Source organism: Ruegeria sp. CDSA034, from assembly GCF_059612275.1.
The window spans coordinates 306,528-332,303 of sequence record NZ_JBXWQH010000001.1; the positions used below are offsets into that span (position 1 = coordinate 306,528).

General features: G+C 56.3%; 24 protein-coding genes and 3 tRNA genes. 14 read left to right on the forward strand and 13 right to left on the reverse strand.

The window, feature by feature from the left end:
* Positions 1 to 59: 59 nt before the first annotated feature.
* Positions 60 to 962 (reverse strand): LysR family transcriptional regulator, encoded by a 903-nt coding sequence (locus AC2FLJ_RS01485; protein ID WP_496695357.1) that lies wholly within the window; start codon positions 960 to 962, stop codon positions 60 to 62.
* A 104-nt stretch (positions 963 to 1,066) separates the two neighbouring features.
* On the opposite strand from AC2FLJ_RS01485, the gene AC2FLJ_RS01490 reads away from it, so the two are divergent.
* On the forward strand, positions 1,067 to 2,566 hold the full coding sequence (locus AC2FLJ_RS01490) for a CoA-acylating methylmalonate-semialdehyde dehydrogenase (protein ID WP_058271513.1): 1,500 nt from the start codon (positions 1,067 to 1,069) through the stop codon (positions 2,564 to 2,566).
* Between the two features lie 66 nt (positions 2,567 to 2,632).
* Here AC2FLJ_RS01490 and AC2FLJ_RS01495 read toward each other — a convergent pair whose 3' ends face one another.
* The gene (locus AC2FLJ_RS01495; RefSeq protein WP_058271512.1) at positions 2,633 to 3,418 is read right to left on the reverse strand and encodes an EF-hand domain-containing protein; all 786 of its coding nucleotides are present in this window, start codon (positions 3,416 to 3,418) and stop codon (positions 2,633 to 2,635) included.
* 251 nt (positions 3,419 to 3,669) lie between these two features.
* Here AC2FLJ_RS01495 and AC2FLJ_RS01500 point away from each other — a divergent pair, with 251 nt between their 5' ends.
* Positions 3,670 to 4,269, forward strand: a complete 600-nt coding sequence (locus tag AC2FLJ_RS01500) for a L,D-transpeptidase (protein ID WP_108858717.1) — start codon at positions 3,670 to 3,672, stop codon at positions 4,267 to 4,269.
* 52 nt (positions 4,270 to 4,321) lie between these two features.
* Here the strand turns inward: AC2FLJ_RS01500 and AC2FLJ_RS01505 are convergent, their stop codons facing one another.
* Positions 4,322 to 4,798, reverse strand: coding sequence for a fasciclin domain-containing protein (locus AC2FLJ_RS01505; protein ID WP_108859083.1), 477 nt, complete (start codon positions 4,796 to 4,798; stop codon positions 4,322 to 4,324).
* A gap of 71 nt (positions 4,799 to 4,869) precedes the next feature.
* Complete coding sequence (locus AC2FLJ_RS01510) at positions 4,870 to 5,721, reverse strand: class I SAM-dependent methyltransferase (RefSeq protein ID WP_496704281.1); 852 nt, start codon at positions 5,719 to 5,721, stop codon at positions 4,870 to 4,872.
* Positions 5,722 to 5,860: 139 nt separating this feature from the next.
* Between AC2FLJ_RS01510 and AC2FLJ_RS01515 the strand changes: the two genes are divergently transcribed.
* The 5 genes from AC2FLJ_RS01515 to AC2FLJ_RS01535 all read left to right on the forward strand — a co-directional run bounded on the left by AC2FLJ_RS01515 (position 5,861) and on the right by AC2FLJ_RS01535 (position 10,590).
* Positions 5,861 to 6,976: a carboxylate-amine ligase gene (locus AC2FLJ_RS01515; RefSeq protein ID WP_496704282.1), complete on the forward strand. Its 1,116-nt coding sequence runs from the start codon at positions 5,861 to 5,863 to the stop codon at positions 6,974 to 6,976.
* A gap of 117 nt (positions 6,977 to 7,093) precedes the next feature.
* Entirely contained in the window at positions 7,094 to 8,236 is a 1,143-nt protein-coding gene (locus AC2FLJ_RS01520) for an acyl-CoA dehydrogenase family protein (RefSeq protein ID WP_496695351.1), read from the forward strand.
* A 7-nt stretch (positions 8,237 to 8,243) separates the two neighbouring features.
* Complete coding sequence (locus AC2FLJ_RS01525) at positions 8,244 to 9,284, forward strand: enoyl-CoA hydratase/isomerase family protein (RefSeq protein WP_496695349.1); 1,041 nt, start codon at positions 8,244 to 8,246, stop codon at positions 9,282 to 9,284.
* Between the two features lie 3 nt (positions 9,285 to 9,287).
* Entirely contained in the window at positions 9,288 to 10,160 is an 873-nt protein-coding gene (gene mmsB, locus AC2FLJ_RS01530; protein ID WP_282118529.1) for a 3-hydroxyisobutyrate dehydrogenase, read from the forward strand.
* 97 nt (positions 10,161 to 10,257) lie between these two features.
* Positions 10,258 to 10,590 carry a hypothetical protein gene (locus AC2FLJ_RS01535; RefSeq protein ID WP_282118530.1) on the forward strand — a complete coding sequence of 111 codons (333 nt, stop codon included), beginning with the start codon at positions 10,258 to 10,260 and terminating at the stop codon, positions 10,588 to 10,590.
* A gap of 9 nt (positions 10,591 to 10,599) precedes the next feature.
* Here the strand turns inward: AC2FLJ_RS01535 and uvrA are convergent, their stop codons facing one another.
* The 3 genes from uvrA to AC2FLJ_RS01550 form a co-directional block, all read right to left on the reverse strand.
* Positions 10,600 to 13,458, reverse strand: a complete 2,859-nt coding sequence (uvrA, locus tag AC2FLJ_RS01540; RefSeq protein WP_496704283.1) for an excinuclease ABC subunit UvrA — start codon at positions 13,456 to 13,458, stop codon at positions 10,600 to 10,602.
* A gap of 176 nt (positions 13,459 to 13,634) precedes the next feature.
* Positions 13,635 to 13,711: transfer RNA gene (locus tag AC2FLJ_RS01545), tRNA-Asp, on the reverse strand.
* 46 nt (positions 13,712 to 13,757) lie between these two features.
* A tRNA-Asp gene (locus tag AC2FLJ_RS01550) sits at positions 13,758 to 13,834 on the reverse strand.
* 211 nt (positions 13,835 to 14,045) lie between these two features.
* Between AC2FLJ_RS01550 and AC2FLJ_RS01555 the strand changes: the two genes are divergently transcribed.
* Positions 14,046 to 14,120, forward strand: a tRNA-Val gene (locus AC2FLJ_RS01555).
* Positions 14,121 to 14,247: 127 nt separating this feature from the next.
* Positions 14,248 to 15,834: an APC family permease gene (locus AC2FLJ_RS01560; RefSeq protein WP_496704284.1), complete on the forward strand. Its 1,587-nt coding sequence runs from the start codon at positions 14,248 to 14,250 to the stop codon at positions 15,832 to 15,834.
* 51 nt (positions 15,835 to 15,885) lie between these two features.
* On the opposite strand, the gene lon is transcribed toward AC2FLJ_RS01560, so the two are convergent.
* From lon to AC2FLJ_RS01575, 3 genes are all read right to left on the reverse strand, one after another.
* Positions 15,886 to 18,294: an endopeptidase La gene (gene lon / locus AC2FLJ_RS01565; protein WP_058271505.1), complete on the reverse strand. Its 2,409-nt coding sequence runs from the start codon at positions 18,292 to 18,294 to the stop codon at positions 15,886 to 15,888.
* Positions 18,295 to 18,505: 211 nt separating this feature from the next.
* A complete protein-coding gene (gene tgt / locus AC2FLJ_RS01570; protein WP_496704285.1) occupies positions 18,506 to 19,636 on the reverse strand; it encodes a tRNA guanosine(34) transglycosylase Tgt in 1,131 nt (376 codons plus the stop codon).
* Between the two features lie 64 nt (positions 19,637 to 19,700).
* A complete protein-coding gene (locus tag AC2FLJ_RS01575; RefSeq protein WP_282118546.1) occupies positions 19,701 to 20,612 on the reverse strand; it encodes a nucleoside hydrolase in 912 nt (303 codons plus the stop codon).
* Positions 20,613 to 20,789: 177 nt separating this feature from the next.
* Here AC2FLJ_RS01575 and AC2FLJ_RS01580 point away from each other — a divergent pair, with 177 nt between their 5' ends.
* From AC2FLJ_RS01580 to AC2FLJ_RS01590, 3 genes are all read left to right on the forward strand, one after another.
* On the forward strand, positions 20,790 to 21,680 hold the full coding sequence (locus AC2FLJ_RS01580; RefSeq protein ID WP_058277825.1) for an SPFH domain-containing protein: 891 nt from the start codon (positions 20,790 to 20,792) through the stop codon (positions 21,678 to 21,680).
* Positions 21,680 to 21,958 carry an NfeD family protein gene (locus AC2FLJ_RS01585; RefSeq protein ID WP_108858729.1) on the forward strand — a complete coding sequence of 93 codons (279 nt, stop codon included), beginning with the start codon at positions 21,680 to 21,682 and terminating at the stop codon, positions 21,956 to 21,958. The genes AC2FLJ_RS01580 and AC2FLJ_RS01585 overlap by 1 nt, the downstream gene beginning before the upstream one ends.
* Before the next feature lie 98 nt (positions 21,959 to 22,056).
* Positions 22,057 to 22,419 (forward strand): SUF system Fe-S cluster assembly protein, encoded by a 363-nt coding sequence (locus AC2FLJ_RS01590; protein WP_058271500.1) that lies wholly within the window; start codon positions 22,057 to 22,059, stop codon positions 22,417 to 22,419.
* A gap of 98 nt (positions 22,420 to 22,517) precedes the next feature.
* Here AC2FLJ_RS01590 and AC2FLJ_RS01595 read toward each other — a convergent pair whose 3' ends face one another.
* On the reverse strand, positions 22,518 to 22,814 hold the full coding sequence (locus tag AC2FLJ_RS01595) for a hypothetical protein (protein WP_234416530.1): 297 nt from the start codon (positions 22,812 to 22,814) through the stop codon (positions 22,518 to 22,520).
* Positions 22,815 to 23,052: 238 nt separating this feature from the next.
* On the opposite strand from AC2FLJ_RS01595, the gene AC2FLJ_RS01600 reads away from it, so the two are divergent.
* Positions 23,053 to 23,418, forward strand: coding sequence for a HesB/IscA family protein (locus AC2FLJ_RS01600; protein ID WP_058277823.1), 366 nt, complete (start codon positions 23,053 to 23,055; stop codon positions 23,416 to 23,418).
* Here AC2FLJ_RS01600 and AC2FLJ_RS01605 read toward each other — a convergent pair.
* Positions 23,415 to 24,326 carry an isopenicillin N synthase family dioxygenase gene (locus tag AC2FLJ_RS01605; protein WP_496704286.1) on the reverse strand — a complete coding sequence of 304 codons (912 nt, stop codon included), beginning with the start codon at positions 24,324 to 24,326 and terminating at the stop codon, positions 23,415 to 23,417. The genes AC2FLJ_RS01600 and AC2FLJ_RS01605 overlap by 4 nt on opposite strands.
* Before the next feature lie 121 nt (positions 24,327 to 24,447).
* Here AC2FLJ_RS01605 and tpiA point away from each other — a divergent pair, with 121 nt between their 5' ends.
* Positions 24,448 to 25,197 carry a triose-phosphate isomerase gene (gene tpiA / locus AC2FLJ_RS01610; protein ID WP_472723682.1) on the forward strand — a complete coding sequence of 250 codons (750 nt, stop codon included), beginning with the start codon at positions 24,448 to 24,450 and terminating at the stop codon, positions 25,195 to 25,197.
* Positions 25,198 to 25,199: 2 nt separating this feature from the next.
* On the opposite strand, the gene AC2FLJ_RS01615 is transcribed toward tpiA, so the two are convergent.
* Positions 25,200 to 25,511 (reverse strand): DMT family transporter, encoded by a 312-nt coding sequence (locus tag AC2FLJ_RS01615; protein ID WP_058277821.1) that lies wholly within the window; start codon positions 25,509 to 25,511, stop codon positions 25,200 to 25,202.
* Between the last annotated feature and the right edge of the window lie 265 nt (positions 25,512 to 25,776).

Sequence of the window (25,776 nt, forward strand, 5' to 3'; positions counted from 1 at the left end):
AGCGTAACCTCCGAAATAATGTCCTGTTTTCCAAAGCGTTGCCGGAATGCTTAAACCTGTCAAGGTGACACTTGAGCCTCAAGCCGCTCAACCTCTTCCCGAATACCCTGCGTCAAGGCCTGCGCAAACCGGTTCAATCTTTCATTCCGCTGATCGCCCTGATGTCGCACCAGGTGAAAACTCCGGGTCAAACTCACCTGATCCGTCAGGATTTTCTGCAGGTTGGGATGAAACGGCAAGGTGAAATCATGCGCAACACAAACCCCCGTTCCAAGCGTGGCCTGCCGCAGCTGAACCGACACCGAATTCGATGCAAGCGCGACACGGTCAACACCGATATCCCCTAGATAATCCAGCTCGCGGTCAAAGATCATATCCGGAATGTAGCCAATCATGCGATGGCCACTCAGGTCCTGGATCGAACGGATTGCCGGGTAAGAGGCCAGATAGTCGCGCGTCGCAACAAGGTGCAGTTTGTAATCGGTGATTTTCTGGACCAGAAGGCTTCCAGCTGTTGGTGCACTGACGGTCACCGCCATATCAGCCTCGCGCCGGGACAGGTTGATCACGCGCGGCAGGGCTAGGATCTGAATATCCAGATCGGGGTTTGCATCGCTGATTTTCGCGCAGACCTGCGGCAAAAGATAGTTGGCCGACCCATCCGGCGCGCCAATCCGTATTTGTCCGCTGAGCGTTTTCGAAGTGCCCGCCATCGCACCCGCCGCCGCGCGCATCGCCTCTTCGGCTTTCAGCCCGTGTTCCATCAGGCGTTCGCCCGCAGCGGTCAAAAGGTAGCCTTGTTGCGACTTGGTAAACAGGGGGGCTTCCAATGAGGCTTCCAACCGAGCAATCCGCCGCCCGACGGTGGCTGGGTCGATCTTCAGCTGACGCCCGGCAGCCGAAAGGCTTTCTTCGCGCGCGACGGCCAGAAAGACCCGCATATCATCCCAGTTTGGTGTCACGCCCCGCCCTTTGCATTTTTGCAAAACATCTTTGGGACATTGCCTCTGTTCAAGCAATTTATGCAAGCCTATTGTGCGCACAAACGCATCGGAGGAGATCTGCAATGACCGAGCTGTCCCATTTCATCAACGGCGAGAATGTCGCCGGAACCTCAGGACGATTTGACGACGTCTTTAACCCCGCCACTGGCGAGGTTCAGTACAAGTGCCCGATGGCAAGTGCTGCCGAAACCACGGCGGCAATCGAAAGCGCGGCCGCCGCGCAGCTTGCCTGGGGTGCAACCAATCCACAGAAACGCGCACGTGTCATGATGGCCATGGTTCACCTGATGAACCGCGACATGGACAAACTGGCCGAGGCGCTCAGCCGCGAGCATGGCAAAACCATCCCAGACGCCAAGGGCGACTTGCAGCGCGGTCTGGAAGTGATCGAATACTGCATCGCCGCACCGCAGATGCTGAAGGGTGAGTTCACCGACAGCGCAGGCCCTGGCATCGACATGTATTCCATGCGGCAGCCGCTGGGTGTTGTTGCATCCATCATGCCGTTCAACTTCCCAGCCATGATGCCGCTTTGGCACGTAGGCCCTGCCCTGGCCTGCGGCAACGCAGTGGTTCTGAAACCGTCCGAGCGTGATCCATCTGTGCCGCTGATGCTAGCAGAGCTGTTTGTCGAAGCCGGCCTGCCCAAGGGCGTCTTCCAGGTCGTCAACGGCGACAAAGAGGCCGTGGACACTCTGCTGGACAGCGATACCATCCAGGGCGTGTCCTTCGTTGGGTCGACCCCGATCGCGCAATACATCTATTCCCGCGCAACCGCGAACGGTAAGCGCGCGCAGTGTTTTGGCGGCGCCAAAAACCACATGATCGTCATGCCTGACGCGGATCTGGACCAGGCGGCCGACGCTCTGGTCGGTGCCGGTTTCGGCGCGGCGGGCGAGCGCTGCATGGCGATCTCCGTTGCAGTCCCCGTTGGCGAGGAAACCGCCGACGCTCTGATCGAAAAGCTGATCCCGCGTGTTGAAAAACTGAAGGTCGGCCCCTACACCGCCGGCGATGACGTCGACATGGGCCCAGTTGTAACCGGTGCTGCCAAAGAGCGTATTCTTGGTCTGATCAACTCGGGCGTAGAACAAGGCGCGAAGCTGGTTGTTGATAACCGCGACTTCAGCTTGCAGGGCTATGAGGACGGCTTCTTTGTCGGCCCACACCTGTTCGATAACGTTACGCCTGAGATGGACATCTACAAGCAAGAGATCTTTGGCCCGGTTCTGTCGACCGTGCGCGCAGGCTCTTATGAAGAAGCGCTGAAACTGGCGATGGATCACGAGTACGGCAACGGCACTGCAATCTTCACTCGCGATGGTGACACCGCCCGCGACTTTGCCAGCCGTGTGAATATCGGCATGGTCGGGATCAACGTTCCGATCCCTGTTCCGCTGGCCTACCACACCTTTGGCGGCTGGAAAAAATCTATGTTTGGTGACCTGAACCAGCACGGTCCGGACAGCTTCAAGTTCTACACCCGCACGAAAACCGTCACAGCGCGCTGGCCGTCGGGCATCAAAGAAGGTGGCGAATTCAACTTCAAAGCGATGGACTGATTTCCCGCCCAAACAAATTCAAAAGGCCGCCCCGTTGGGCGGCCTTTTTCGTTGCGCGGCGAGGGGTCAGTTCTGTAGAAATTCGCGCAATGTGACTCTGCCATCAAAATCCGCGTCAAACTCGGCCATGACCATCCGAAGCTCATGCGCGGGGATACAAGCTTTGGCGATGCCTTCGATCTTGTCGCTTTCAACCATGGTCAGGCATTCGGCCGACAGCGGCTCATCCATTTCCGGATCGGGGAACTCGATGAGATCCCGCACTTCCATGGCCACAAATTCATCCGGGGACACCACGCCATTTTCGTCGGCATCATATTCGAGAAACTCCACCGCCCGCTCTGCCAGATAGAAGATTTCGAATTCAGAATATTCGACGTGACCGTCTGCGTTGGAATCCGCCCGATTGATCTCCTCTGCTGCAATTGCCTCTGGTGTGCAGGATTCTTCTGTCACATCACAATCATCCCCGACGATGAGGCCCTCTTCTTCCGTCAGGAATTGGTACAATTCCGGTTCAGTAATCACCCCGTCCCCGTCGCGATCCAACTCGGCAAAGAAGATCCGCGCCATCGGCGTTGCTTGTGCAGGTGTTTGGGCAGACCCCCAATAAAGACCAGCCAGTAACAAGACCGGCAGCAGATAGAGCGTCTTAGGGGCAAAACGGCTGAGCGTTCGAATGGGCATTTCATCTTCTCCAACTGTGTCTGGTGAAGGCCCTGCCAGCTCGCGGTCGATCACACCACGCACGAGTTCGCTCATCGACGATCCGCGCTGTTCGCTTAGATCTGCCAACTTGCTTTTCAACTCATAAGATACGCGAATTTCCAAGGTTTCCGATTTCTTGGTCATATCGTGCGGTCTCCGAACATCTGTGGGCCTGTCCCCTGGAATTGGAGCAGACATGCCCGAAAAAATACCCCAAGCCGTGTCCCGCAAACAGCAAAAACCTGTCCGGACACCGAGTATTCCCCCGTCCGGACAGGCAATAAACTGCGTCAAATGTGTAAATCTCACGGAAAATTTAAGCCAAGCATCTGGCCCTGAGGGAAAGCAGTTACTAAATTGCCCGAAACCATAGAGCATTCCTTCAGGAGGCATCCGTGTCCAGTTCCCGTATTAATCGTCGTACCGCCTTGCTGGGTGCTGCGTCCGTCCTAGCGACGCCGACGCTTCTGCGCGCCCAAAGCTCAGATGCTTTCCCAACAACAGAAGAGGCGATCAGCACGCAACTGCCGGTGCGCCGCAATGTCTCGTCCTTCTCGCAACAGAACTGGCAGGACCATTTTGACCAGCTGGGCGCTGGGGCTTTGCTGGCCGATATCACAAGCCGCGCGGTGCACTATTGGGGGCCCGATGGCACCTACAAGCTGTACCCTAGTTCGGTACCGATGAGCGAAGAGCTGACGAAGCGCGGTTATACCAAGGTTGTGCGCAAAGCGGAGAACCCAAGCTGGACACCGACCGCGTCAATGCGCGAGCGTGATCCGCTGTTGCCAGTGCGTATGGAAGGTGGTGAACCAGGCAACCCGTTGGGCACCCGTGCAATGTATCTGGGCTGGCCAGCCTATCTTGTACACGGCACCCACGATACGCGGAAAATCGGGCGCCAAAGCTCGTCCGGGTGCATCGGCCTGTACAATCAACACGTCGAGGAATTGTTTCCTCTTGTTCAGGTCGGAACCCAGGTCAGACTGGTCTGACGACAAAGCCCCGGCCACAAGGACCGGGGCTTTTTCATGAAATCAAAATATCTTATTCCGGCAGGATCACAGCGTCGACAACGTGGATCACGCCATTGCTGGTCTCAATATCGGCCTGAATGACTTCGGCACCGTTAACTTTCACGCCGTTCTTTGCATTTACGCTCAGGCGATCGCCTTGCACGGTCAGAACCTTGGCGCGCTTGCCAGCGATGTCACCGGACATCACCTTGGCGGGAACCACGTGATAGGTCAGAATTTCGACCAGTTGGTCTTTGTTCTCCGGCAACAGCAGTGTTTCCACCGTACCTTCGGGCAGTGCCGCAAAAGCGTCATCAGTCGGTGCGAACACTGTGAACGGTCCGTCACTTTTCAACGTGTCGACAAGCCCCGCAGCCTGAACAGCGGCGACCAATGTGTTGAAGGAACCGGCTGATACTGCGGTATCCACGATATCTGCAGCCTGTGCTTTTACAGGCAGTGTCAGTGCAATTGCGGCGGCGGCGCCCATAAACGTACGACGAAACATGGCTGTCATCTCCTCTCCAGCTAGTTATGGAAAGGGGTACGGGCGCTTAGTCGCGCCGGATCACTAACAGATCAATTTTCTTTGACCTGAACCCATATGCTTTGGGCGCGACCGTCTTTCAAAAATGGCAAGGATTCGACCGCATCGGGGCGATCCTGTTGAAGGTAGTACCCAGGCCAAAGCATTGAATATGCTCCAGATTGCAGCAGTGCATGCAGCATGTACTGCTCACCCCAGCCCGGGCAATCATAGAAGAACCGTTTGGGATATTCGTAGGGCAGAAAAACATCGTGCACATGAATGACCACACCGGGTTTGAGCGCCGGAATGATGCGGCAGAACAGGTGCGCGACGTCATTGCTCATGCGAACAACGTGACTGGAATCGATGAACAGCACGTCACCGGATTCGAGTTGCTGGAACACTGCCGGATCGACTTCTTCCAGACGTTTTTGTTCGAACTCATCCACCACATGCGCGATATCTGCCCGTGGATACGGATCGATTGCGGTGACCTTGGTCTGCAATCCACCGTCAATTATCGCCTGCCGGGTCACACGGGTTGAGTTGCCGCAACCCACCTCGATCACGCGTTTTGGTTTGAACCTGCGTATCATCAGATACAGCGCATCCGCATCCGGGCTGTCGTAGTACCCATTGTTGATACGATAACCGGTCTTGTTGTGTGCCGGGTCCTTCAATGCTTCCAGAGAAGCAGAGTGTTCTTGGTATTCCGACACCAATTGAGTGATATCGAACCCATCCATCCCCGGAGACATAGCATAGGCAGGTCGGGTCAGACCCCCTGCCCGTTCAAACGCCTCAAGGCGCGCGCGCTCATCTCGTTCGGTCACTTTGTCGATCAGTTTTACACCAAACCGGTCAAGCACGGCGTTCAGCCGGGGGAATTTCCTTGGTTTCACGGGGGGCTCCGGGTTTGGTGATAATCTGAACGCTTCCTTACCTGTGCGTATGGGGGCTTCGCAAGAACCCAGCTGGCAAACACTTGGCAAAAAGACAAATTCCGTATTCACTGGTCAGAACACAGTTGCGAGGGCCGGAATGCAGCAGGAATTTACGCTGGGCATCGAAGAAGAGTATCTGCTGGTTGATCGAGACAGTCTGGAACTCGCCGAAGCGCCTTCCGCCTTGATGGAAGCCTGCCAGGCCGATTTTGAAGGACAGGTCAGCCCCGAATTCCTGCAATGTCAGATCGAGGTTGGTACGCGGCCGCATGTGACCATCAGTTCTGCGCGCGAGGATCTGAAACGCTTGCGGTCCTGTGTCTCGAAACGCGCCGCCGAGCACAACCTTGCCCCAATCGCTGTATCCTGCCACCCTTTTGCCGACTGGAAAAAGCAGCAACATACGCGCAAAGACCGATATGACGCCCTCCAACACGCGTTGGGCGGAGTGGCTCGGCGTATGCTGATCTGTGGCATGCATGTCCATATCGGGGTGGCCGATTCAGCCTTGCGCGCCGACCTGATTCCGCAGCTGTCCTACTTTCTGCCGCATCTCTTGGCCTTGTCGACGTCATCGCCCTATTGGAACGGAGAAGACACAGGTCTGTCTTCGTACAGGTTAACGGTATTTGACAACTTGCCCCGGACCGGTCTGCCCCCGATCTTTTCCGGCTGGTCCGAATATGAACGCACCACGGGCGTTCTGGTCGAACTGGGCGTGATCGAAGACACCACGAAAATTTGGTGGGATCTACGACCGTCGCACCAATATCCAACGCTGGAAACCCGGATCATGGACGTGCAGCCCCGCATGGAGCATGCACTTTCACTAGCCGCAATGGTGCAGGCGTTAACGCGCATGTTGTGCCGCCTGAAAGACAGAAACCTCAGGTGGCGGCAATATGATCGGTTCTTGATTGGCGAAAATCGCTGGCGCGCGCAACGCTATGGCGTGGGCGAAGGCATGATCGACTTCGGAGATCGCTCGATCAAACCTATGCCGGAACTCATGGGCGAACTGATGGGCTTACTCGCCGAAGATGCAGAAGCCTTGGGCACCATGACCGAGTTGGCGAAGCTGCAGCAAATTGCCCAGAACGGCACCTCGGCCACCCGCCAGCGCCGCGTATATGCCGAGGCAGCGGCAAAAGGCGATGACCCTGGCAAGGCTGTTGTTCAGCACTTGATTGACGAATTCCATCAAGACCTCTGAACCTTGGCATGTTTTCCCGCACAAGAATGTGCCCGTGATTGATGGCCGTGCAAAATTTCTGTAAGGATTGGGAAATAAACACTCGTTCAATTCATCGGGCAGCATGGGAGGCAAGCCATGGATTTCGCAACGACCGAAGAGCAGAATGCGATCTTCGACATGGCCCATGATTTCGGGCAGGAAAACATCGCTCCATATGCCCGCCAGTGGGAGGCTGAAGGCACCATCCCCAAAGACCTTTGGCCGCGCATTGGTGAGCTGGGTTTCGGCGGCCTTTATGTTTCTGAGGACAGCGGCGGTTCTGGCCTGTCTCGTCTGGACGCTACGCTTGTGTTCGAAGCGTTGTCGATGGCCTGCCCCTCTGTCGCGGCCTTTCTGTCGATCCACAACATGTGCGCCAAGATGCTGGACAGCTTTGGGAGTGACGAGCTGAAATCCCGCATCATGCCCAATGTTCTAAGCTTGAACACCGTGCTCAGCTATTGCCTGACCGAGCCCGGCTCAGGTTCTGACGCAGCCGCTTTGAAAACCCGTGCTGAACGCACGAACGAAGGCTATACCCTGAACGGCACCAAGGCTTTCATCTCGGGTGGCGGGTATTCGGATGCCTATGTCTGCATGGTGCGCACCGGTCAGGATGGGCCCAAGGGCATTTCGACAGTTTATGTCGAAGATGGCACCTCCGGCCTTAGCTTTGGCGCGCTTGAACAAAAGATGGGGTGGAAAAGCCAGCCTACAGCTCAGGTACAGTTCGACGATTGCAAGATCCCCTCCGACAACCTTGTCGGTGTCGAGGGCGACGGTTTCAAATACGCGATGAAGGGGTTGGATGGCGGGCGTCTGAACATCGCGTCCTGTTCTCTAGGTGCCGCACAAACGGGGTTGAACATGACACTGCAATACATGTCCGAGCGGAAGGCTTTCGGGCAGTCCATCGACCAGTTTCAGGCCCTTCAGTTCCGTCTGGCAGATATGGAGATCGAATTGCAGGCCGCCCGGACATTCCTGCGTCAGGCGGCGTGGAAGTTGGATCAGGGCGCGCCCGATGCAACAAAGTTCTGCGCTATGGCCAAGAAATTCGTGACCGAAACGGGATCGAAAGTGGTAGATCAATGCCTGCAATTGCACGGCGGCTATGGTTATCTGGCCGACTATGGCATCGAAAAGCTTGTGCGCGACCTCCGCGTGCATCAGATTTTGGAAGGCACGAACGAGATCATGAGGGTCATCGTTGCCCGCCAGATGCTCTCTCAGCGCTGAGGACTTTATGTCAGACATCTATATTCGCACAGCAGGCCGTGCCGGTCGTATCACCCTGACCCGGACCAAGGCGCTGAATGCGCTCAGCTATGATATGTGCCTGGCCATCGACACCGCCCTGCGCAACTGGCGTGAGGATGATGCGATCGATCTGGTTGTTCTTGATGCCGAAGGCGACAAGGCCTTTTGTGCTGGTGGTGACATTGCCGAGCTTTATGAGACCGGAACCAAGGGCGACTTTGAGTACGGCCGAAAGTTCTGGCGCGATGAGTACCGCTTGAATGCTCTGATCTTCGAATACCCAAAACCGGTAGTCAGCTTCCTACAGGGTTTCACCATGGGTGGAGGCGTCGGCATCGGGTGCCATGGCAGCCATCGCATCGTGGGTGAAACGTCGCAAATCGCCCTGCCCGAATGCTCGATCGGTTTAGTTCCGGATGTCGGCAGCACGCTGATGCTGGCACTCGCACCCGGACGGTTAGGTGAATATCTCGGCACAACCGGTCATCGTATGGGTCCAGCAGATGCCATTCTGGCCGGTTTCGCAGATCATCACATTCCGATCCAGCAATGGCCGGATCTGATCGACATGCTTGAAGCATCCGGCGACGCCAGCATTCTTGAAAGCCATTCCGACACGCCGCCCGAAGGCTCGTTGGTCAAAATGCAAGATGCGATTGAGACGGATTTCGGCGGCGAAACGCTTGGAGATATCCAGAACAACCTGCGCAACTCGAACAATGACGCCGCCGCTGGTGCGCTGAAGTTGATCGGGCGCAATTCGCCTCTCTCCATGGCCTGCACGGTCGAGATGCTGCACCGTCTCCGCACTCCAAACCTGACCATGCGCAAGGCATTGGAACTGGAGTATCGCTTCACCTATCGCGCGATGGAACACGGAGACTTTCTGGAGGGTATCCGGGCGCAGATCATCGACAAGGATCGCAACCCGAGCTGGCGCCATCAGAACCAGGACATACCGGCTGTCGCTGTTTCAAAGATGCTACAACCTTTGGGCGCGGACACGCTGACTTTTGAGGAGGATTAAGGAATGAAAATCGGGTTTATCGGTCTGGGCAACATGGGCAATCCGATGGCGGCCAACCTTGCCAAAGCAGGGCATGATGTCAGCGGCTTTGATATGGCGGATGTCACCGTGCCGGGTGTCACTATGGCCAGCTCCGGCCCTGAGGCCGCGACCGATGCCGACATCGTCGTGACGATGCTGCCTAATGGACAGATCCTGCGGGCGGTGGCAAATGAGATCATTCCCGCCATGGCGCCCGGAGCGGTCTGGATCGACTGTTCAACGGTCGATGTCGACAGCGCCCGCGCCGTCGCTGAGCAGGCCAAGGAAGCGGACGTACTCGCAGTAGACGCCCCGGTGTCGGGTGGCATCGGCGGTGCGGCAGCGGGTACGCTGACCTTCATGGCTGGCGGTAGCGACGCGGCGTTTGAAAAGGCATCGCCGCTGTTCGACATTATGGGTCAGAAAGCCGTGCATTGCGGCGAATCCGGTGCTGGTCAAGCGGCCAAGATTTGCAACAACATGATCCTGGGCGTAACCATGATCGCCACCTGCGAAGCCTTTGCGCTGGCCGACAAGCTTGGGTTGGACCGGCAAAAGATGTTCGATGTGGTCAGCACGTCTTCGGGCTATAGCTGGACGATGAACGCCTATTGCCCTGCCCCGGGTGTCGGCCCTGCAAGTCCCGCGGACAACGACTATCAGCCCGGTTTCGCGGCTGAACTGATGCTGAAAGATCTTCGCCTCAGCCAGCAAGCTGCTGAAAGTTCGGACGCAGACACGCCCATGGGACAGGTTGCAACGGCGCTTTATGAGAAATTCGTCGAATCCGAAGACGGGCTGGGCAAGGATTTTTCCGCCATGCTGCCACGTTTTGAAAACCGTACCAGGGGCTAGTCGCCACAGGGTGGCGACTTCCTGCCCATCGGGTTGACCGGCAGACAAACAGCGGCCATCTGTTTCCTAACCGCGCTTTAACGCGAAAGGAAACATGATGTCGCGAATTCTGTCTGTTACTTTGACCATTGTCGCGCTTTCATTGAGTCCGGCTACAGCAATTGCAGGGAACGGAAAGAGTAAGGCGGGTCATTGCCCGCCAGGCTTGGCAAAAAAAGCAGTGCCCTGTGTTCCGCCGGGTCAGGTAAAAAACCAGTACAAAAAGGGCGACTATATCACGCGCGACTACCGCTGGATCAATGATCCCTACCGTTATGGTCTGAATCGCGGCGGATCCTACATTCGCGCGGGCGATTACGTTTATCGTGTCGACCCCGAAACGCAAAAGGTGCTGAACCTGATCGGCGCAGTGGCTGATATTCTTTACTAAAGAACTGCACTATTCCGCAGCAACGCGCGCACCGTCCAACATCGGTTTGAGATACCTGCCGGTATGGCTGCGGTCGACCTCGGCCACATTCTCGGGCGTCCCGGTTGCCACGATTTCGCCACCGCCATCGCCGCCTTCCGGGCCGATATCAATGATGTGGTCGGCGGTTTTGACGACATCCAGATTGTGTTCAATCACAACGACAGTATTGCCCTGATCGACCAGTTCATGCAGCACTTCCAACAACTTGCGCACGTCTTCGAAATGTAGGCCAGTGGTTGGTTCATCCAGAATATACAGAGTCCGCCCGGTCGAGCGTTTGGACAATTCTTTTGAAAGCTTCACGCGCTGCGCCTCGCCACCCGAAAGTGTGGTCGCCTGCTGCCCAACCTTAATATAACCAAGCCCGACCCGCGCCAGTGCGTCCATTTTATCGCGGATCGACGGCACGGCCTTAAAGAACTCCTGCGCGTCTTCGACGGTCATATCAAGGACATCGGCGATAGACTTGCCTTTGAACTTGATCTCCAGCGTTTCGCGATTGTACCGCGCGCCTTTACAGGTTTCGCAGGTGACGTAAACATCGGGCAGGAAATGCATCTCAATCTTGATGACACCGTCACCCTGACAGGCCTCGCAACGACCACCCTTGACGTTAAAGCTGAACCGTCCGGGCTTATAGCCGCGCGCCTTTGCCTCGGGCAGACCGGCAAACCAATCGCGGATCGGCGTGAAGGCCCCGGTGTAAGTCGCTGGATTCGAACGCGGAGTTCGCCCGATGGGGCGCTGGTCAATGTCGATGACCTTGTCCAGATGCTCCAACCCTTTGATGGTTTCGCAGGGCGCCGGCGTTTGCCGTGCGCCGTTCAAACGCGTGGAGGCAGTTTTAAATAGCGTCTCAATCGTAAGCGTCGATTTTCCGCCTCCGGAAACGCCGGTGACGCAGACAAACTTGCCGAGCGGAAACTCCGCCGTCACGTTCTTCAGATTGTTCCCGGTCGCTTTGACAACCGTCACCTTCTTTTTGTTCCCTTTGCGTCGCTCAGCCGGGACCGAGATCTCGCGGGTTCCCGACAAGTATTGCCCGGTCATCGAGGCCGCATCAGCCGCGATTTGATCAGGTGTGCCTTTGCTGACAACCTGACCACCATGCACTCCAGCCCCCGGCCCGATGTCAAATACATAATCCGCCTCGCGGATTGCTTCCTCGTCATGCTCGACGACAATCACTGTGTTACCCTGGTCACGCAGGTTCTTTAGCGTCCCAAGCAAGCGATCATTGTCCCGCTGGTGCAGACCAATGGACGGTTCATCCAGAACGTACAAAACTCCTGTCAAACCAGATCCGATCTGGCTGGCCAGACGAATGCGCTGGCTTTCACCACCAGACAAGGTACCACTTGAGCGGGACAGCGTAAGGTATTCCAAACCAACGTTATTCAGAAATCCCAGCCGCTCGCGGATTTCCTTGAGAATGGCGCGTGCGATTTCGTTCTTCTGGACACTTAGATGGTTCGGTGCATCTTCGATCCAGGCCAAAGCCTCGCGGATCGACATCTGCACGACCTGCCCAACATGCATGCCTGCGATCTTTACCGCCAGCGCCTCGGGACGTAGGCGATAGCCTTCACAGGCACCACAGGGTCGGTTGTTCTGATACCGCTCAAACTCTTCACGGATCCATGCGCTGTCGGTCTCGCGATAGCGGCGCTGCATATTCGGGATCACGCCCTCAAAGCTGCGGGTGACCTGATAGACCCGCCCGCCTTCATCATAGCGGAATTGGATTTCTTCGTCGCCGGAACCGCGCAGAAACACTTGCTGCACCTTTGGCGGCAGGTCCTTCCACGGCGTGTTCTTGTCGAACTCATAGTGTCGGGCAATCGCTTCAATGGTCTGCAGGAAGTACGGCGACTTTCCCTTGCGCCAGGGCGCCAACGCCCCGTCGTACAGTTTCAGGGTCTGGTCCGGCACCACAAGGCGTTCGTCAAAGAACAGCTCGACACCCAGACCATCACAATCCGGGCACGCCCCGAACGGAGCGTTGAACGAAAACAAACGGGGTTCGATTTCAGAAATGGTGAAGCCGCTGACCGGGCAAGCAAAGTTCTCGCTAAACGTGATCCGTTCCGGATCGCCCTCACGCGGCGCGGTTTCGAGAACGGCGATACCGTCGGCCAAGTCCAAAGCAGTACGCAAACTGTCGGCCAGCCGGGTCTCCAGCCCTTCGCGCACGACCAACCGGTCGACGACGACATCAATGTCATGGCGATATTTCTTGTCCAGCGTGGGCGGTTCATCCAGTTCGTAGAATTCTCCGTCGACCTTAACGCGCTGAAAACCCTGCTTGCGCAGTTCAAGGAATTCTTTTTTGTATTCGCCTTTGCGGTCGCGCACGATGGGGGCGAGCAGGTATCCTCGCGTCCCCTCCTCCATCGTCATGATGCGGTCGACCATGTCCTGAACCTGCTGCGCCTCAATCGGCTGCCCAGTGGCCGGGCTGTACGGCGTTCCGGACCGGGCGAATAACAAGCGCATATAGTCATAGATCTCGGTGACCGTTCCGACGGTCGAACGCGGGTTTTTGGATGTAGTCTTCTGTTCAATCGAGATGGCCGGTGAAAGGCCGCTGATGTGGTCCACATCCGGCTTTTCCATCATGTCCAGAAACTGGCGCGCATAGGCTGACAGGCTTTCAACGTAACGCCGCTGGCCCTCGGCATAGATCGTGTCGAAAGCCAAAGACGACTTACCAGACCCCGACAGCCCGGTGATCACCACAAGCTGATCACGTGGGATGTCCACGTCGATACCTTTGAGGTTATGTTCGCGCGCTCCGCGCACTTCGATATTCTTCAGCTCAGCCATTTTTGGCCCCCAACACACAAGTGTCTTAGAAATAGGTGAACGACGCTGGAACTCCAACAGAAAAGTTAGAACAAAGCAAGAACCGTCATCTATTCGCCGATCCGACAAAGCAGCATCGCATTTGACACGCAGAAGCGTGGCACAAATTACGAATTTACCGCTGACTTTGTGGAAAATGGCGCGGTTGACGGGGCTCGAACCCGCGACCCCCGGCGTGACAGGCCGGTACTCTAACCAACTGAGCTACAACCGCGCATCTATTTTCGTGATCCCTTAACCCGGATCCAGGCTGACAGCAGTGGCGCGGTTGACGGGGCTCGAACCCGCGACCCCCGGCGTGACAGGCCGGTACTCTAACCATCTGAGCTACAACCGCCCGCTGTCTGTTCATCGCTGAACGTTTGGGTGTATTATGGCTACGCCCCGACATCGTCAAGCGGCGTTTTGAAGTTTTTTCGAAGAACCTGATTTTTTCCGATTGAGCCACCCACCCCCGAGGCCGGAAAACCAGCATTTCATGAGCTGGATCGAATTCACCACCGGCCATCTTGCCAACCAATCCGAGTCGCTGTAACAGCAGCGCCTATGGGTGATTAGCTCAGTGGTAGAGCGCTTCGTTCACATCGAAGATGTCAGGAGTTCAAATCTCTTATCACCCACCATTCCACTTCCTCAGAATCAACGCCTTCTAAGGCCTTGAAATTACAATACTTGCCAGCTTGCATTTCAGCTGCGTATCGTTCCTGCATCTGCCGTGTGATCAACCGGCGCTGAGGCATGGGGTTTCGCATGGCCAAATTGAAACGGGATATTGGCCTTGTCGGCCTGACCTTCATTTCGGTCGGTGGAATTATCGGTTCCGGCTGGTTGTTCGGCCCCCTCCTCGCAGTTCAACACGCAGGTCCTGCCGCTATCCTTTCGTGGATCATTGGCGCGATGGCCATGTTCGTTCTTGCGGTAACCTTCGCCGAGATCTCGGCCATGCTGCCCATTCCCGGAGGGATCGCCCGCGTCCCCCAGTTTTCGCACGGGAACATCGTTTCGATGGCAATGGGGTGGACCGCCTGGATTGGGTACAACACCACCGCCCCGATTGAGGTCGAGGCGATGCTTAAATACCTCGGCCCTTATACTCCCTGGCTGCACACAGCCGATACGGGCGATTTGACCGGCGCAGGTATCGCCGTGGCGTTGTTTTTCATGTTGTTGTTCGTTGTCATTAATGCGCTGGGGGTAAAATTCTTTACGCAAGTGAACGCGACGCTGACATGGGCCAAAATTGCCATTCCGATCGTTCTGTCGATTCTGCTGATCGCAAGTCGATTTGACACTGGAAACTTCACCCAACCGGGTGGTTTTGCGCCGTACGGCTTGCAGGGCATCATGGCGGCTGTTTCAACCGGAGGCGTCATCTTTTCCTTCATCGGTTTCCGCCATGTGGTCGATATGGCTGGTGAGGTTCGAAACCCCAAAGTGGCGATTCCTGCGGCGTTGGTGCTGTCCATCATTCTGTGTGCGGCCATCTATGTCGGATTACAGATCGCGTTTATCGGCGCACTTGACCCGGAGATGCTGAAGAACGGTTGGGCAAGCCTGAATTTTAGCGGTCAGGGGCCATTGGACGGGGTCATCCTATCGGTTGGGATCGTCTGGTTCCTGAGCGTTTTGAATATCGGCTCGGTCATTGGACCCTTTGGCAACGGTTTGGTGTCCACCGGCTCGAACGCGCGTATCGCGATGGCCTTGTCACAGAACGGGTTCCTGCCAAAGCGTTTGCAAATACTGTCCTCATTTGGGGTGCCCTTGTGGGCCTTGGCGCTGAACTTTCTGATTGGAATTCTGTTCCTTCTTACGGTCCCGTTCACCACCGTTATTGCCCTGAATGGCGCGGCCATAGTCGTATCTTTTGCGGTTGGGCCAATCGCCGTTGTGTGCTTGCGACGCCTGATGCCGGACCACCTGCGGTCCATTCGCATTCCCTTTGTCAAAGTGGTGGCCATCACAGCCTTCGCTGTCGCCACGCTCATCGTCTATTGGAGCGGATGGGACACCGTTTGGCGGCTTGGCATCGCGTTGATCGTCGGGTTTGTTCTTCTTCTGGCACGGTTTCATAATCGGCTGGACGAAATGGACGTGACCGAGGCCCTGTGGCTGGTTCCCTATTTCGGAGGGATCGGCCTGATCTCGTTCCTGGGACAGTTCGGGGAAGGTGCGCTTAAGCAAATCCCCTTCGGTTGGGATATTTTGCTGTGCGTCCTGTTTTCAGTCATCATTTTTGGTCTAGCGGTCCGATCCTCCCTGTCCGCCAAAAAGTTTCAGACTTACATTGCCGAGGAAGAGGTTCTGGACCCGAAGAAACCTGTTATCGGCTTCTGAAAAAGAAAAGGCGGGGAAAACCCCGCCTTTTCTTTGTCTATCGCCTATCGCTTAGTGCGTCGTGGCAGACGGGCTTGCGCTTTCAGTGGCCTTCGCAGCGGCTGCGGCAGCCTCTTCGGCGGCCTCATCCCACTCAATCGCTTCCGGCTCACGTACCAGTGCCAGTTTGAGAACTTCGGACACGTGCTCTACCGGAATGATCTTCAGACCTTCTTTCACGTTGTCCGGGATCTCGGCCAGGTCCTTTTCGTTCTCTTCCGGGATCAGAACAGTCTTGATGCCACCGCGCAGGGCCGCCAGCAGTTTCTCTTTCAAACCACCAATCGGCATCGCGTTGCCACGCAACGAAACCTCACCCGTCATCGCGATGTCCTTACGAACCGGAATACCGGTCAGCACGGATACGATCGAGGTCACCATGGCCAGACCAGCCGAAGGCCCGTCTTTCGGAGTCGCACCATCCGGCACGTGCACGTGGATGTCTATCTTGTCGAACTTGGGTGGCTTCACCCCAATCTGAGGCGAAATTGACCGCACATAAGACGACGCCGCATCGATGGATTCCTTCATCACATCGCCCAGCTTGCCGGTGGTCTTCATCCGACCCTTGCCCGGCAGTTTCAGCGCCTCGATATGCAACAGATCACCACCGACCGATGTCCACGCCAGACCGGTGACAACACCAACCTGATCGTCCTGTTCGGCCAGGCCATAGCGGAACTTGGGAACGCCTAGGAACTCATCAAGATTTTCTGGCGTCACCGTTACTGATTCCGCCTCTTTTTTGATGATCTTGGTCAGCGACTTCCGGGCCACCTTGGCGATTTCACGTTCTAGGTTCCGAACGCCAGCTTCCCGCGTGTAAGTGCGGATGATCGAATGCAGCGCGTCATCGGTCAGTTCGAACTCTTTGGCCTTCAGGCCATGGTTCTTCACCTGCTTGCTGATCAGATGCTGCTTGGCGATCTCGCTTTTTTCGTCCTCGGTGTAACCGGCCAGCGGAATGATCTCCATCCGGTCCAGCAAAGGCCCAGGCATGTTGTAGCTGTTGGATGTGGTCAGGAACATCACGTTGGACAGGTCGTATTCGACCTCAAGGTAGTGGTCCATGAATGTGCTGTTCTGCTCCGGGTCCAACACCTCGAGCATCGCCGAAGCCGGGTCACCACGGAAGTCCTGCCCCATCTTGTCGATCTCGTCGAGCAGGATGAGCGGGTTTGTGGTCTTCGCCTTTTTCAGCGCCTGGATGATCTTACCAGGCATCGAACCGATATAGGTTCGACGGTGGCCTCGAATCTCGGATTCGTCGCGTACACCACCCAGCGAGATGCGAATGAACTCGCGCCCCGTCGCACGTGCAACCGACTTACCAAGTGAGGTTTTACCCACACCCGGAGGGCCAACAAGGCACATGATCGGCCCCTTCAGCTTCTTCGACCGCTGCTGAACAGCCAGATATTCGACGATCCGTTCCTTGACCTTCTCAAGGCCATAGTGGTCGGCATCCAGAATGTCCTGCGCGCGGCCCAGATCCTTTTTGACGCGGGATTTCGTGCCCCACGGCAAGGCCAGAATCCAGTCCAGATAGTTGCGTACGACGGTGGCCTCAGCCGACATCGGGCTCATGTTCCGCAGCTTTTTCAGCTCGCCTTCGGCCTTTTCACGGGCCTCTTTGGACAGCTTGGTCTCTTCGATTTTAGCTTCCAGTTCGGCAACTTCATTGCTGCCGTCTTCGCCATCGCCAAGTTCCTTCTGAATGGCCTTCATCTGCTCATTCAGATAGTACTCGCGCTGCGTCTTCTCCATCTGGGTTTTGACGCGGGTCTTGATCTTTTTCTCGACCTGCAGAACCGACATTTCGCCCTGCATCAGGCCATAGACCTTCTCAAGTCGCTCGCTGACGCTTAGGGTTTCCAGCAGGTCTTGCTTTTGTTCGACTTCAATCCCCAAATGACCCGACACAAGGTCAGCCAGCTTTGCCGGTTCGGTGGATTCTCCAACTGCGGTCAACGCTTCTTCGGGGATGTTTTTGCGCACTTTCGCGTAACGCTCGAATTCATCCGCAACAGTGCGCTGAAGTGCTTCGGTTGTCGTAACGTCGCCAGGAATCTCGGTCAGATACTCGGCGCGGGCCTCAAAAAACTCTTCGTTTTCAAGGAATTCCGTGATCATCACACGGGCTTGGCCCTCGACCAGCACCTTCACGGTGCCGTCCGGCAATTTCAGCAATTGCAGTACATTGGCCAGCACACCGGACCGGTAGATGCCGTCCTCGGTTGGGTCATCGTCGCTCGGGTCGATCTGGCTGGACAACAGAATCTGCTTGTCGTCCTGCATCACTTCTTCCAGCGCCCGGACGGATTTTTCCCGACCGACGAACAGCGGCACGATCATATGCGGGAAAACCACGATATCGCGCAGCGGCAGCACTGGGTATGAGGAGTTCAGGGGCTCTTGCATGCTCTATCCTTATCATTGGCAAGACGGCTCTGGTCCCTCATCGAGGCAACGCCCGGCCGTCTCCTGTCTTGGACGATAAAGGTGGGGCAGTTACCGCCCTATTTCAACCTTACCGCCATCTCTCATGGTGAGAATGACCTGAGGTGTTCGGGACTGCAAGGCACCTGATGGACTATTCGGTGATTTTGATCACCAAAACGCCAAGCGCCTATCAAACAGGCTCAATATCGCCTTGCGCGCGCTGCGCATGGAACTCGACCTGCCACGCATCGAATGTTCCGGCAGCGATGGCGTCACGCATCCCCTGCATGATCTCTTGGAAATAATGCAGGTTGTGCCAGGTCAGCAGCATGCCAGAAATCATTTCATTCGAACGGAACACGTGGTGCAGATAAGCGCGGGAGTAGTTTGTACAGGCAGGACACGTGCAGTGTTCATCCAACGGGCGCGGGTCATCTGAATGGCGGGCATTCTTGATGTTCACCACGCCATAGCGCGTAAATACCTGCCCTGTGCGCCCCGAACGGGACGGCAGCACACAATCCATCATGTCAATGCCACGCGCAACGGCACCGACGATATCATCCGGTTTTCCAACGCCCATCAGATAACGAGGTTTGTCGACCGGCAGCATATCCGGCGCAAAGTCCAGCACGTCGAACATCGCCTCCTGGCCTTCACCCACGGCAAGTCCACCGACGGCGTAGCCCTCAAAACCGATCTCTTTCAGCGCCTCGGCCGATTCCTCGCGGAAATCCTGCTCTAGTCCGCCCTGCTGAATGCCGAACAAGGCATGACCCGGGCGATCCCCGAAAGCGTCACGCGACCGCTCAGCCCACCGCATCGACAGGCGCATCGATTCGGCAATGCGATCCCGGTCAGCGGGCAACGCTGGGCATTCGTCGAAACACATAACGATGTCGGACCCCAACAGGCGCTGAATCTCCATCGACCGTTCAGGCGTCAATTCGTGGCGCGAGCCATCGATATGCGATTTGAAGGTCACGCCTTTTTCGGTCAGCTTGCGCAACCCGGCCAGCGACATGACTTGGAACCCACCGGAATCCGTCAGGATCGGCCGTTCCCAATTCATGAACTTGTGCAACCCGCCCATACGGTCGATCCGTTCAGCGGTCGGGCGCAGCATCAGGTGATAGGTGTTGCCCAGCAGGATGTCCGCCCCTGTGGCGCGTACGCTTTCCGGCATCATCGCTTTGACCGTTGCCGCGGTGCCAACCGGCATAAAGGCCGGCGTGCGCACCTCACCGCGTGGAGTATGGATTACCCCGGTGCGTGCTTTGCCATCCGTGGCTTTCAGGTCAAATGAGAAACGGTCTGTCATGTGAATGCCTCAGGGTCGCTGAACCGGGCAGCAATTGCCCGATCTCCGCTGGTATTGCAAGCCGTCAGGGCAATGACGCAACGCGGTCAGTGAACAGGCTGACAACCCCTGCCCCATCCACATCCCGGCATACGCGCACCATTGGTCTGTTGGCATCCGGTCGGGTTGCCCCGATTTGCGGACCATCTACCTCAACCTGAAGCCCGGTTTCGACTATCTCGAACATGGGTTCGTGGGTGCAGGCAATCACAGCCGTCGAGTCGTGCAGGCCGCACCCCTCCAATCCGCCGATATCCTTGTAGAATTTCAGATAAAATTTCGAGATGTCGCGCAGGAAACCGCCCATGTCAGCGGAACGCGCCGCCAATGCATCAAAATCCGCAGTCTCGTACAGAGTTTTTAGCGTGACATCCAAGCCGACCAGAACGGTATCTGGCGGAGACGCGAACACTGCATCCGCGGCCTGCGCATCGTGATAGATGTTGGCCTCGGCATGCTCTGTGATGTTCCCGGGGCAAAACACGGCACCGCCCATGATCACCAGTCGCTTGATGTTGCCTGCAAACTCTGGGTCCAACCGCATGGCATCGGCGACATTGGTCAACGGACCAATGGCGCAGACGACCAGCTCACCCTTGTGTTCCCGCGCCTGCTCGACAAGGAATTCGGCCGCCGTCAGGGGGTGATTTTCCCCAATCTGCGGGATGTCAGTCAAATCACCGAATCCTTCGGGGCCGTGCACGTGCTCGGACGGGTCGTATGTGGTCGCACCAACTGGAAGCGGCGCCCCCTCAGCCACTGGCGCGTCCAGTCCCAGTTTATGGAGCAAGAACCGCGCGTTGCGGCTGGATTGGTGCACATGCGTGTTGCCGAAAACCGTGGTCAGGCCGATCAGGTCTATTTCTGGTGCAGCGGCGGCATAGGCAATGGCCATCGCATCGTCGATGCCCGGATCTGTGTCAATTATCAGTTTCATCCCCGCCCGATAGCGCAATCACAACCGGATGCAAAGCAGCCACATTCAAAATATTCCACGCTACATTGTGGTTTTCAGAGATTTGCATCTATCCCCATTCCCGCCATACCAGAGTTGAAAATGGGCGAGTCAATCCCCAAGTGTATACCATAGTACACAATAATACAGAGGACAGATATGACCGAAGAACAGATCATTGGGTTGCTAACATCGAACATCATTTACCTGCTTGCGGCAGTTCTGATTGTCGTCGTTATTTTCAAAGGCATCAAAATTGTGCCTCAGTCCGAAAAATACGTGGTTGAACGCTTTGGCCGCCTGCACTCGGTGCTTGGCCCCGGAATCAACTTTATCGTTCCTTTTCTTGATGTTGCGCGTCACAAGATATCCATTCTTGAACGCCAGCTACCGAATGCGACGCAGGACGCGATCACCAAGGACAACGTTCTGGTTCAGATCGATACCTCGGTGTTCTACCGCATTCTTGAACCGGAAAAGACCGTGTACCGTATCCGTGACGTCGACGGAGCGATTGCAACAACCGTTGCAGGTATCGTCCGTGCCGAAATCGGTAAAATGGATCTGGATGAGGTGCAGTCCAATCGCGCGCAACTGATTGAACGCATTCAGGAAAGCGTCGAAACTGCCGTTGACGACTGGGGGATCGAAGTCACCCGCGCCGAGATACTGGACGTAAACCTGGATCAGGCCACACGGGATGCGATGCTACAACAGTTGAACGCGGAACGTGCCCGCCGAGCGCAGGTGACCGAGGCTGAAGGTCAAAAACGTTCGGTCGAATTGAATGCGGACGCGGAACTTTATGCGGCCGAGCAGACCGCAAAAGCCCGCCGTATCCAGGCAGAGGCCGAAGCTTATGCAACCGGCGTGGTCGCCAAGGCCATTCAGGACAATGGTATCGAGGCTGCCCAGTATCAGGTTGCGTTGAAGCAGGTCGAATCCCTGAACGCGCTGGGTAACGGCACCGGGTCGCAGACCATCGTGGTTCCCGCCAATGCGCTTGAGGCCTTTGGCGATGCCTTCAAGATGTTGAAAGGAGGAAAGTAATGGCTGATCCCTTCTGGCTAACATGGTGGCTCTGGCTGGCCGGAGCGCTAGCTCTGGGCATACTTGAGATCGTCTTGCCGGGGTTCATCTTTCTTGGCTTTGCGATTGGAGCGGCGGTCACAGGGCTTTTGCTTGTGATCCCCGGTTTTGCCCCGAGCCTGGCGGTCTTGCTTTTGATCTTTGCGGGTCTTTCGCTTGTGGCCTGGCTGATCCTGCGGCGCATGTTCGCCCTGCCCCATGGCCAGGTGAAAACCTTCCGCCACGATATCAACGATTGATCCAAATCGACGCAGCGTCCCGGGGGCCACACGGCACCACTGGACGCTGCCCCAGCCTTTCCCTATATAATTTCTCAGGTAACAGCCCCGAGGCACGAATGACCCATCCAAGTGAACAGTTCGAAGGTACGCCGCTGATCGCGCCTTCGACAATCGATCATCCACTCTACGATTCCGTGGTCGAGGCTTGCAGATCCGTCTTCGATCCCGAGATTCCGGTGAATATCTACGATCTGGGTCTGATCTACACGATCGACATCACCAAGGAAAACGCGGTGAAAGTCATCATGACACTGACCGCACCCGGATGCCCGGTCGCCGGTGAAATGCCGGGCTGGATTGTCGAGGCCATCGAACCAGTCGCTGGCGTCAAAGAGGTTGACGTCGAGCTGACATGGGAGCCCCCCTGGGGCATGGAGATGATGTCAGACGAAGCACGTCTTGAACTGGGATTCATGTAGAATTTCGCTCAGCTTTACCGAGTAAAGCATTGAAGGATAACAAAAAGGGCTGCCCATGAACCGAGGCAGCCCTTTTTACATTATAGGACCCGAGCGGCCTATTCCACGCCGCAGGTCGATTTTATCTCGGCCGCGCGTTGATCCAGCTCTTTGACGTAATCGCCATTCAACATGCTGAGCCTTTTTTGCTCGGTTCCCGTGACCAGTCCCAGCAATGCACCGGCAGGAGTGATCGCAATGATACTTTCTGCCTGCTGGTCTTCTGCGTGCTTCTTTTCTGCTGCGATGGCCCGAAGATCCCCCTCGGCGGTAGCGCAATTTACCGGATGCCGTGCGCCATCCGTTGCTGCATGCCCCAAACCTGCGGTCAGAAAGACTGTGGCTACAGCTTGCATCGTTATGATTTTTCTGCGGAAATGCCTGATCTTCACCATCTTCATTCGCCCTTCGCTCAAATATCTTGTTACAACCGTCAGGCTAAGGCGAAGACCGTGAGGGACGCAAGTTTGCTGTGGCAATTGGTCGTTTGGCAGCGTCACTGCCGGTAAAACTTAGGTCAGCAGGTCTGCTATGTCTTGAGCCTGACGCCTCTCGGCCCTAGATTAGGGATAACGTAGCGCAACGGAGACCACCATGTTTGGCATTCCCGGCAAACAGGCCGTGACAATGACGACCAAAGCGGCCGAGCAGATCGCACGCCTGATGGCGTCCGGCGGTCATGCAGGGTTGCGCATTGGCGTCAAGAAAGGCGGCTGCGCTGGCATGGAATACACCATGGACTACGTGGATGAAGCCGATACCAACGACGAAGTGGTCGAACAGGACGGTGCCCGCATCATGATCGCGCCAATGGCGCAGATGTTCTTGTTCGGAACTGAAATCGACTATGAGGTCTCGCTTCTGGAAGCCGGGTTCAAGTTCCGCAACCCGAATGTTGTGGACGCTTGCGGTTGCGGCGAATCCATCAAATTTGACGAGACGCTTTCCACACAAAACTAAGTCGCCTGCAGGTGCAGATAGGTTTCGTTGTAGCGCCGTGTAAGATGGTCACCTGCGCTGATCGTTTTGCCTGAGCTTGGCGGAGCAACGTTGGTGTCGTAGGACGGGTTAAAGAACAGTGGGACCGAAATGCGTTCCTGCGTCCCGCCTATGACGCGATGCTCGGTGGCTTTGACTTTTCCGGCGGTCCAGAATTCCAGCATCTCTCCAAAGTTGATGATGAATGTACCAGGCGCCGCAGAGACAGGTTGCCAGCGATCATCCGGCATGCGGACCTCAAGCCCTGAGACCCCGTCCGTGGCCAGCAATGTCAGACACCCATAGTCAGTGTGCGCCCCGATGCCAAAATCCAGATCACCTGCCCACACCGGGCGTTCTGGATAGTAGTTCCCGCGCAATAGAGCCATAGGCGTGTCAAAGGCGCGATCAAAACTGAGTGTTTCCCGGCCCAAAGCGACCGCAATGGCCCGAAGAACGCGCATCGCCACATTGCAAGCGTCAATGTAGTAAGCTCTGATAATACCTTGAAATTCTACAGGATTATTCGGCCACAGGTTCGGAGCATACACACTGAGCCCTTTTCCGGCATAAGAATTTCCCGCAGGCAATTCGAAACCACAGTCGAACACTTCCTTGAAATCCGGATTGGCCTTGGGGTCGACCTGTTCTGATCGCGGCGCGCCCCACCCTCGGTTTGAACCCGTCATCGCCATATCAACGGTTTTTTTCTGGACGTCCGGCAAATGGAAGAAGTCGCGATACGCCTCGATCACGTTTCGGACTTGATCGGGGTTCAACCCGGTGTTCGATACCGTTAAAAACCCAACTTCACCAATGGCATGCTGCAGCATTGCCATCTCTGAAGCCTCGCGTTCATCCAGCTTTCTCAGATCCAGATCGTCGATCATGCCGCCCTCCACAATAACGCGGAACCTGCCGTTGTGGTCGGACCTTTGCAACCGGAATTGTCAGGCTCGGCTGGTGGTGCTATCCGATGAGCAAACAACGACTTATTTGGGGGTACGCGTTATGCGGCGCAAGCTGGCAGCTGGAAACTGGAAAATGAACGGAACCGCGGCTGCATTGCCTGAGCTTCAGTCGCTGGCTACATCGTTTCCTGATGCATCCGTGGACGTCCTGATTTGCCCACCGGCAACCCTACTGCATCGCGCGGCAGAGGCGGTGAAAGACACCGGAATTGATGTCGGCGGTCAGGATTGCCATGCAGCCGAATCCGGCGCACATACCGGCGATGTCAGTGCTCAGATGCTGGTTGATACAGGGGCAAGAGCCGTCATTCTTGGGCATTCAGAGCGGCGCGAAGATCACGACGAGCAGAATGAGGATGTGCGCGCCAAAGCACGTTCCGCGATGGACGCGGGCCTGAAAGCCATCATTTGCGTCGGCGAAAGCCTGGAGCAGCGTGAGGCCGCGAACACGCTGGACATAATCGGCGGACAGTTGTCCGGTTCGATCCCAGACCAGTCAACCGGCGAAAACCTGATCGTCGCTTATGAGCCAATCTGGGCTATTGGCACCGGCAAGGTTCCCACCCTGGACGAGATCGGAGAAGTGCACGACTTCATCCGCGCCCGGCTGGAGCGTCGATTTGGCGAAGGTGTCGGCCGCTCGGTCCGTTTGCTCTATGGTGGTTCGGTCAAACCGGGAAATGCAGCCGAAATCTTTGCAGTCTCTAATGTGGACGGGGCTTTGGTGGGCGGCGCAAGCCTGAAAGCCCAGGACTTTTCCGGCATTATCGACGCCCTGCAAAAGGCCTGAAGTCAAGCCAATTTCATCGTCACCAGCCCGGCCACAATCAGGGCCGCCGCGACTAGGCGGGGCGCAGTCAGCGCCTCACCCAGAAACATTACGCCGACCATAAAGGCCCCGACTGCACCGATTCCGGTCCAGATCGTATAGGCCGTGCCCAAAGGCAGATCGCGCATCGCAAGGGCAAGCAATCCGAACGATCCGATCATCGACACGCCCATCAGGGCCGTAGGCCATAGGCGTGTGAAACCGGCAGATTGCTTCATGGCGACGGCCCAGACAATTTCCAGAAGGCCAGCGAATAGCAATAATATCCAGGGCATTTGGACACCTCATATCTCTTCGGGTCGTCCCGAATGATCAGCCAACAAGGCGAGGTCGTCCTCGGCTGAAAGATATACCCACTGTACCCGGGTTCAAGAGGTCGGACACTTAATTGAGCACCTAAGGACACCCGGGCGGGCAAACGATCGTCGCCTGATTGACGAGATGAAACTCTAAATTCGGCAATTCAACCGGTGATACGAAACTGATGGATTCGCGTTTAGGGTGGTATCGAATGGGTTTCCGATTATCTGGATCGATTCC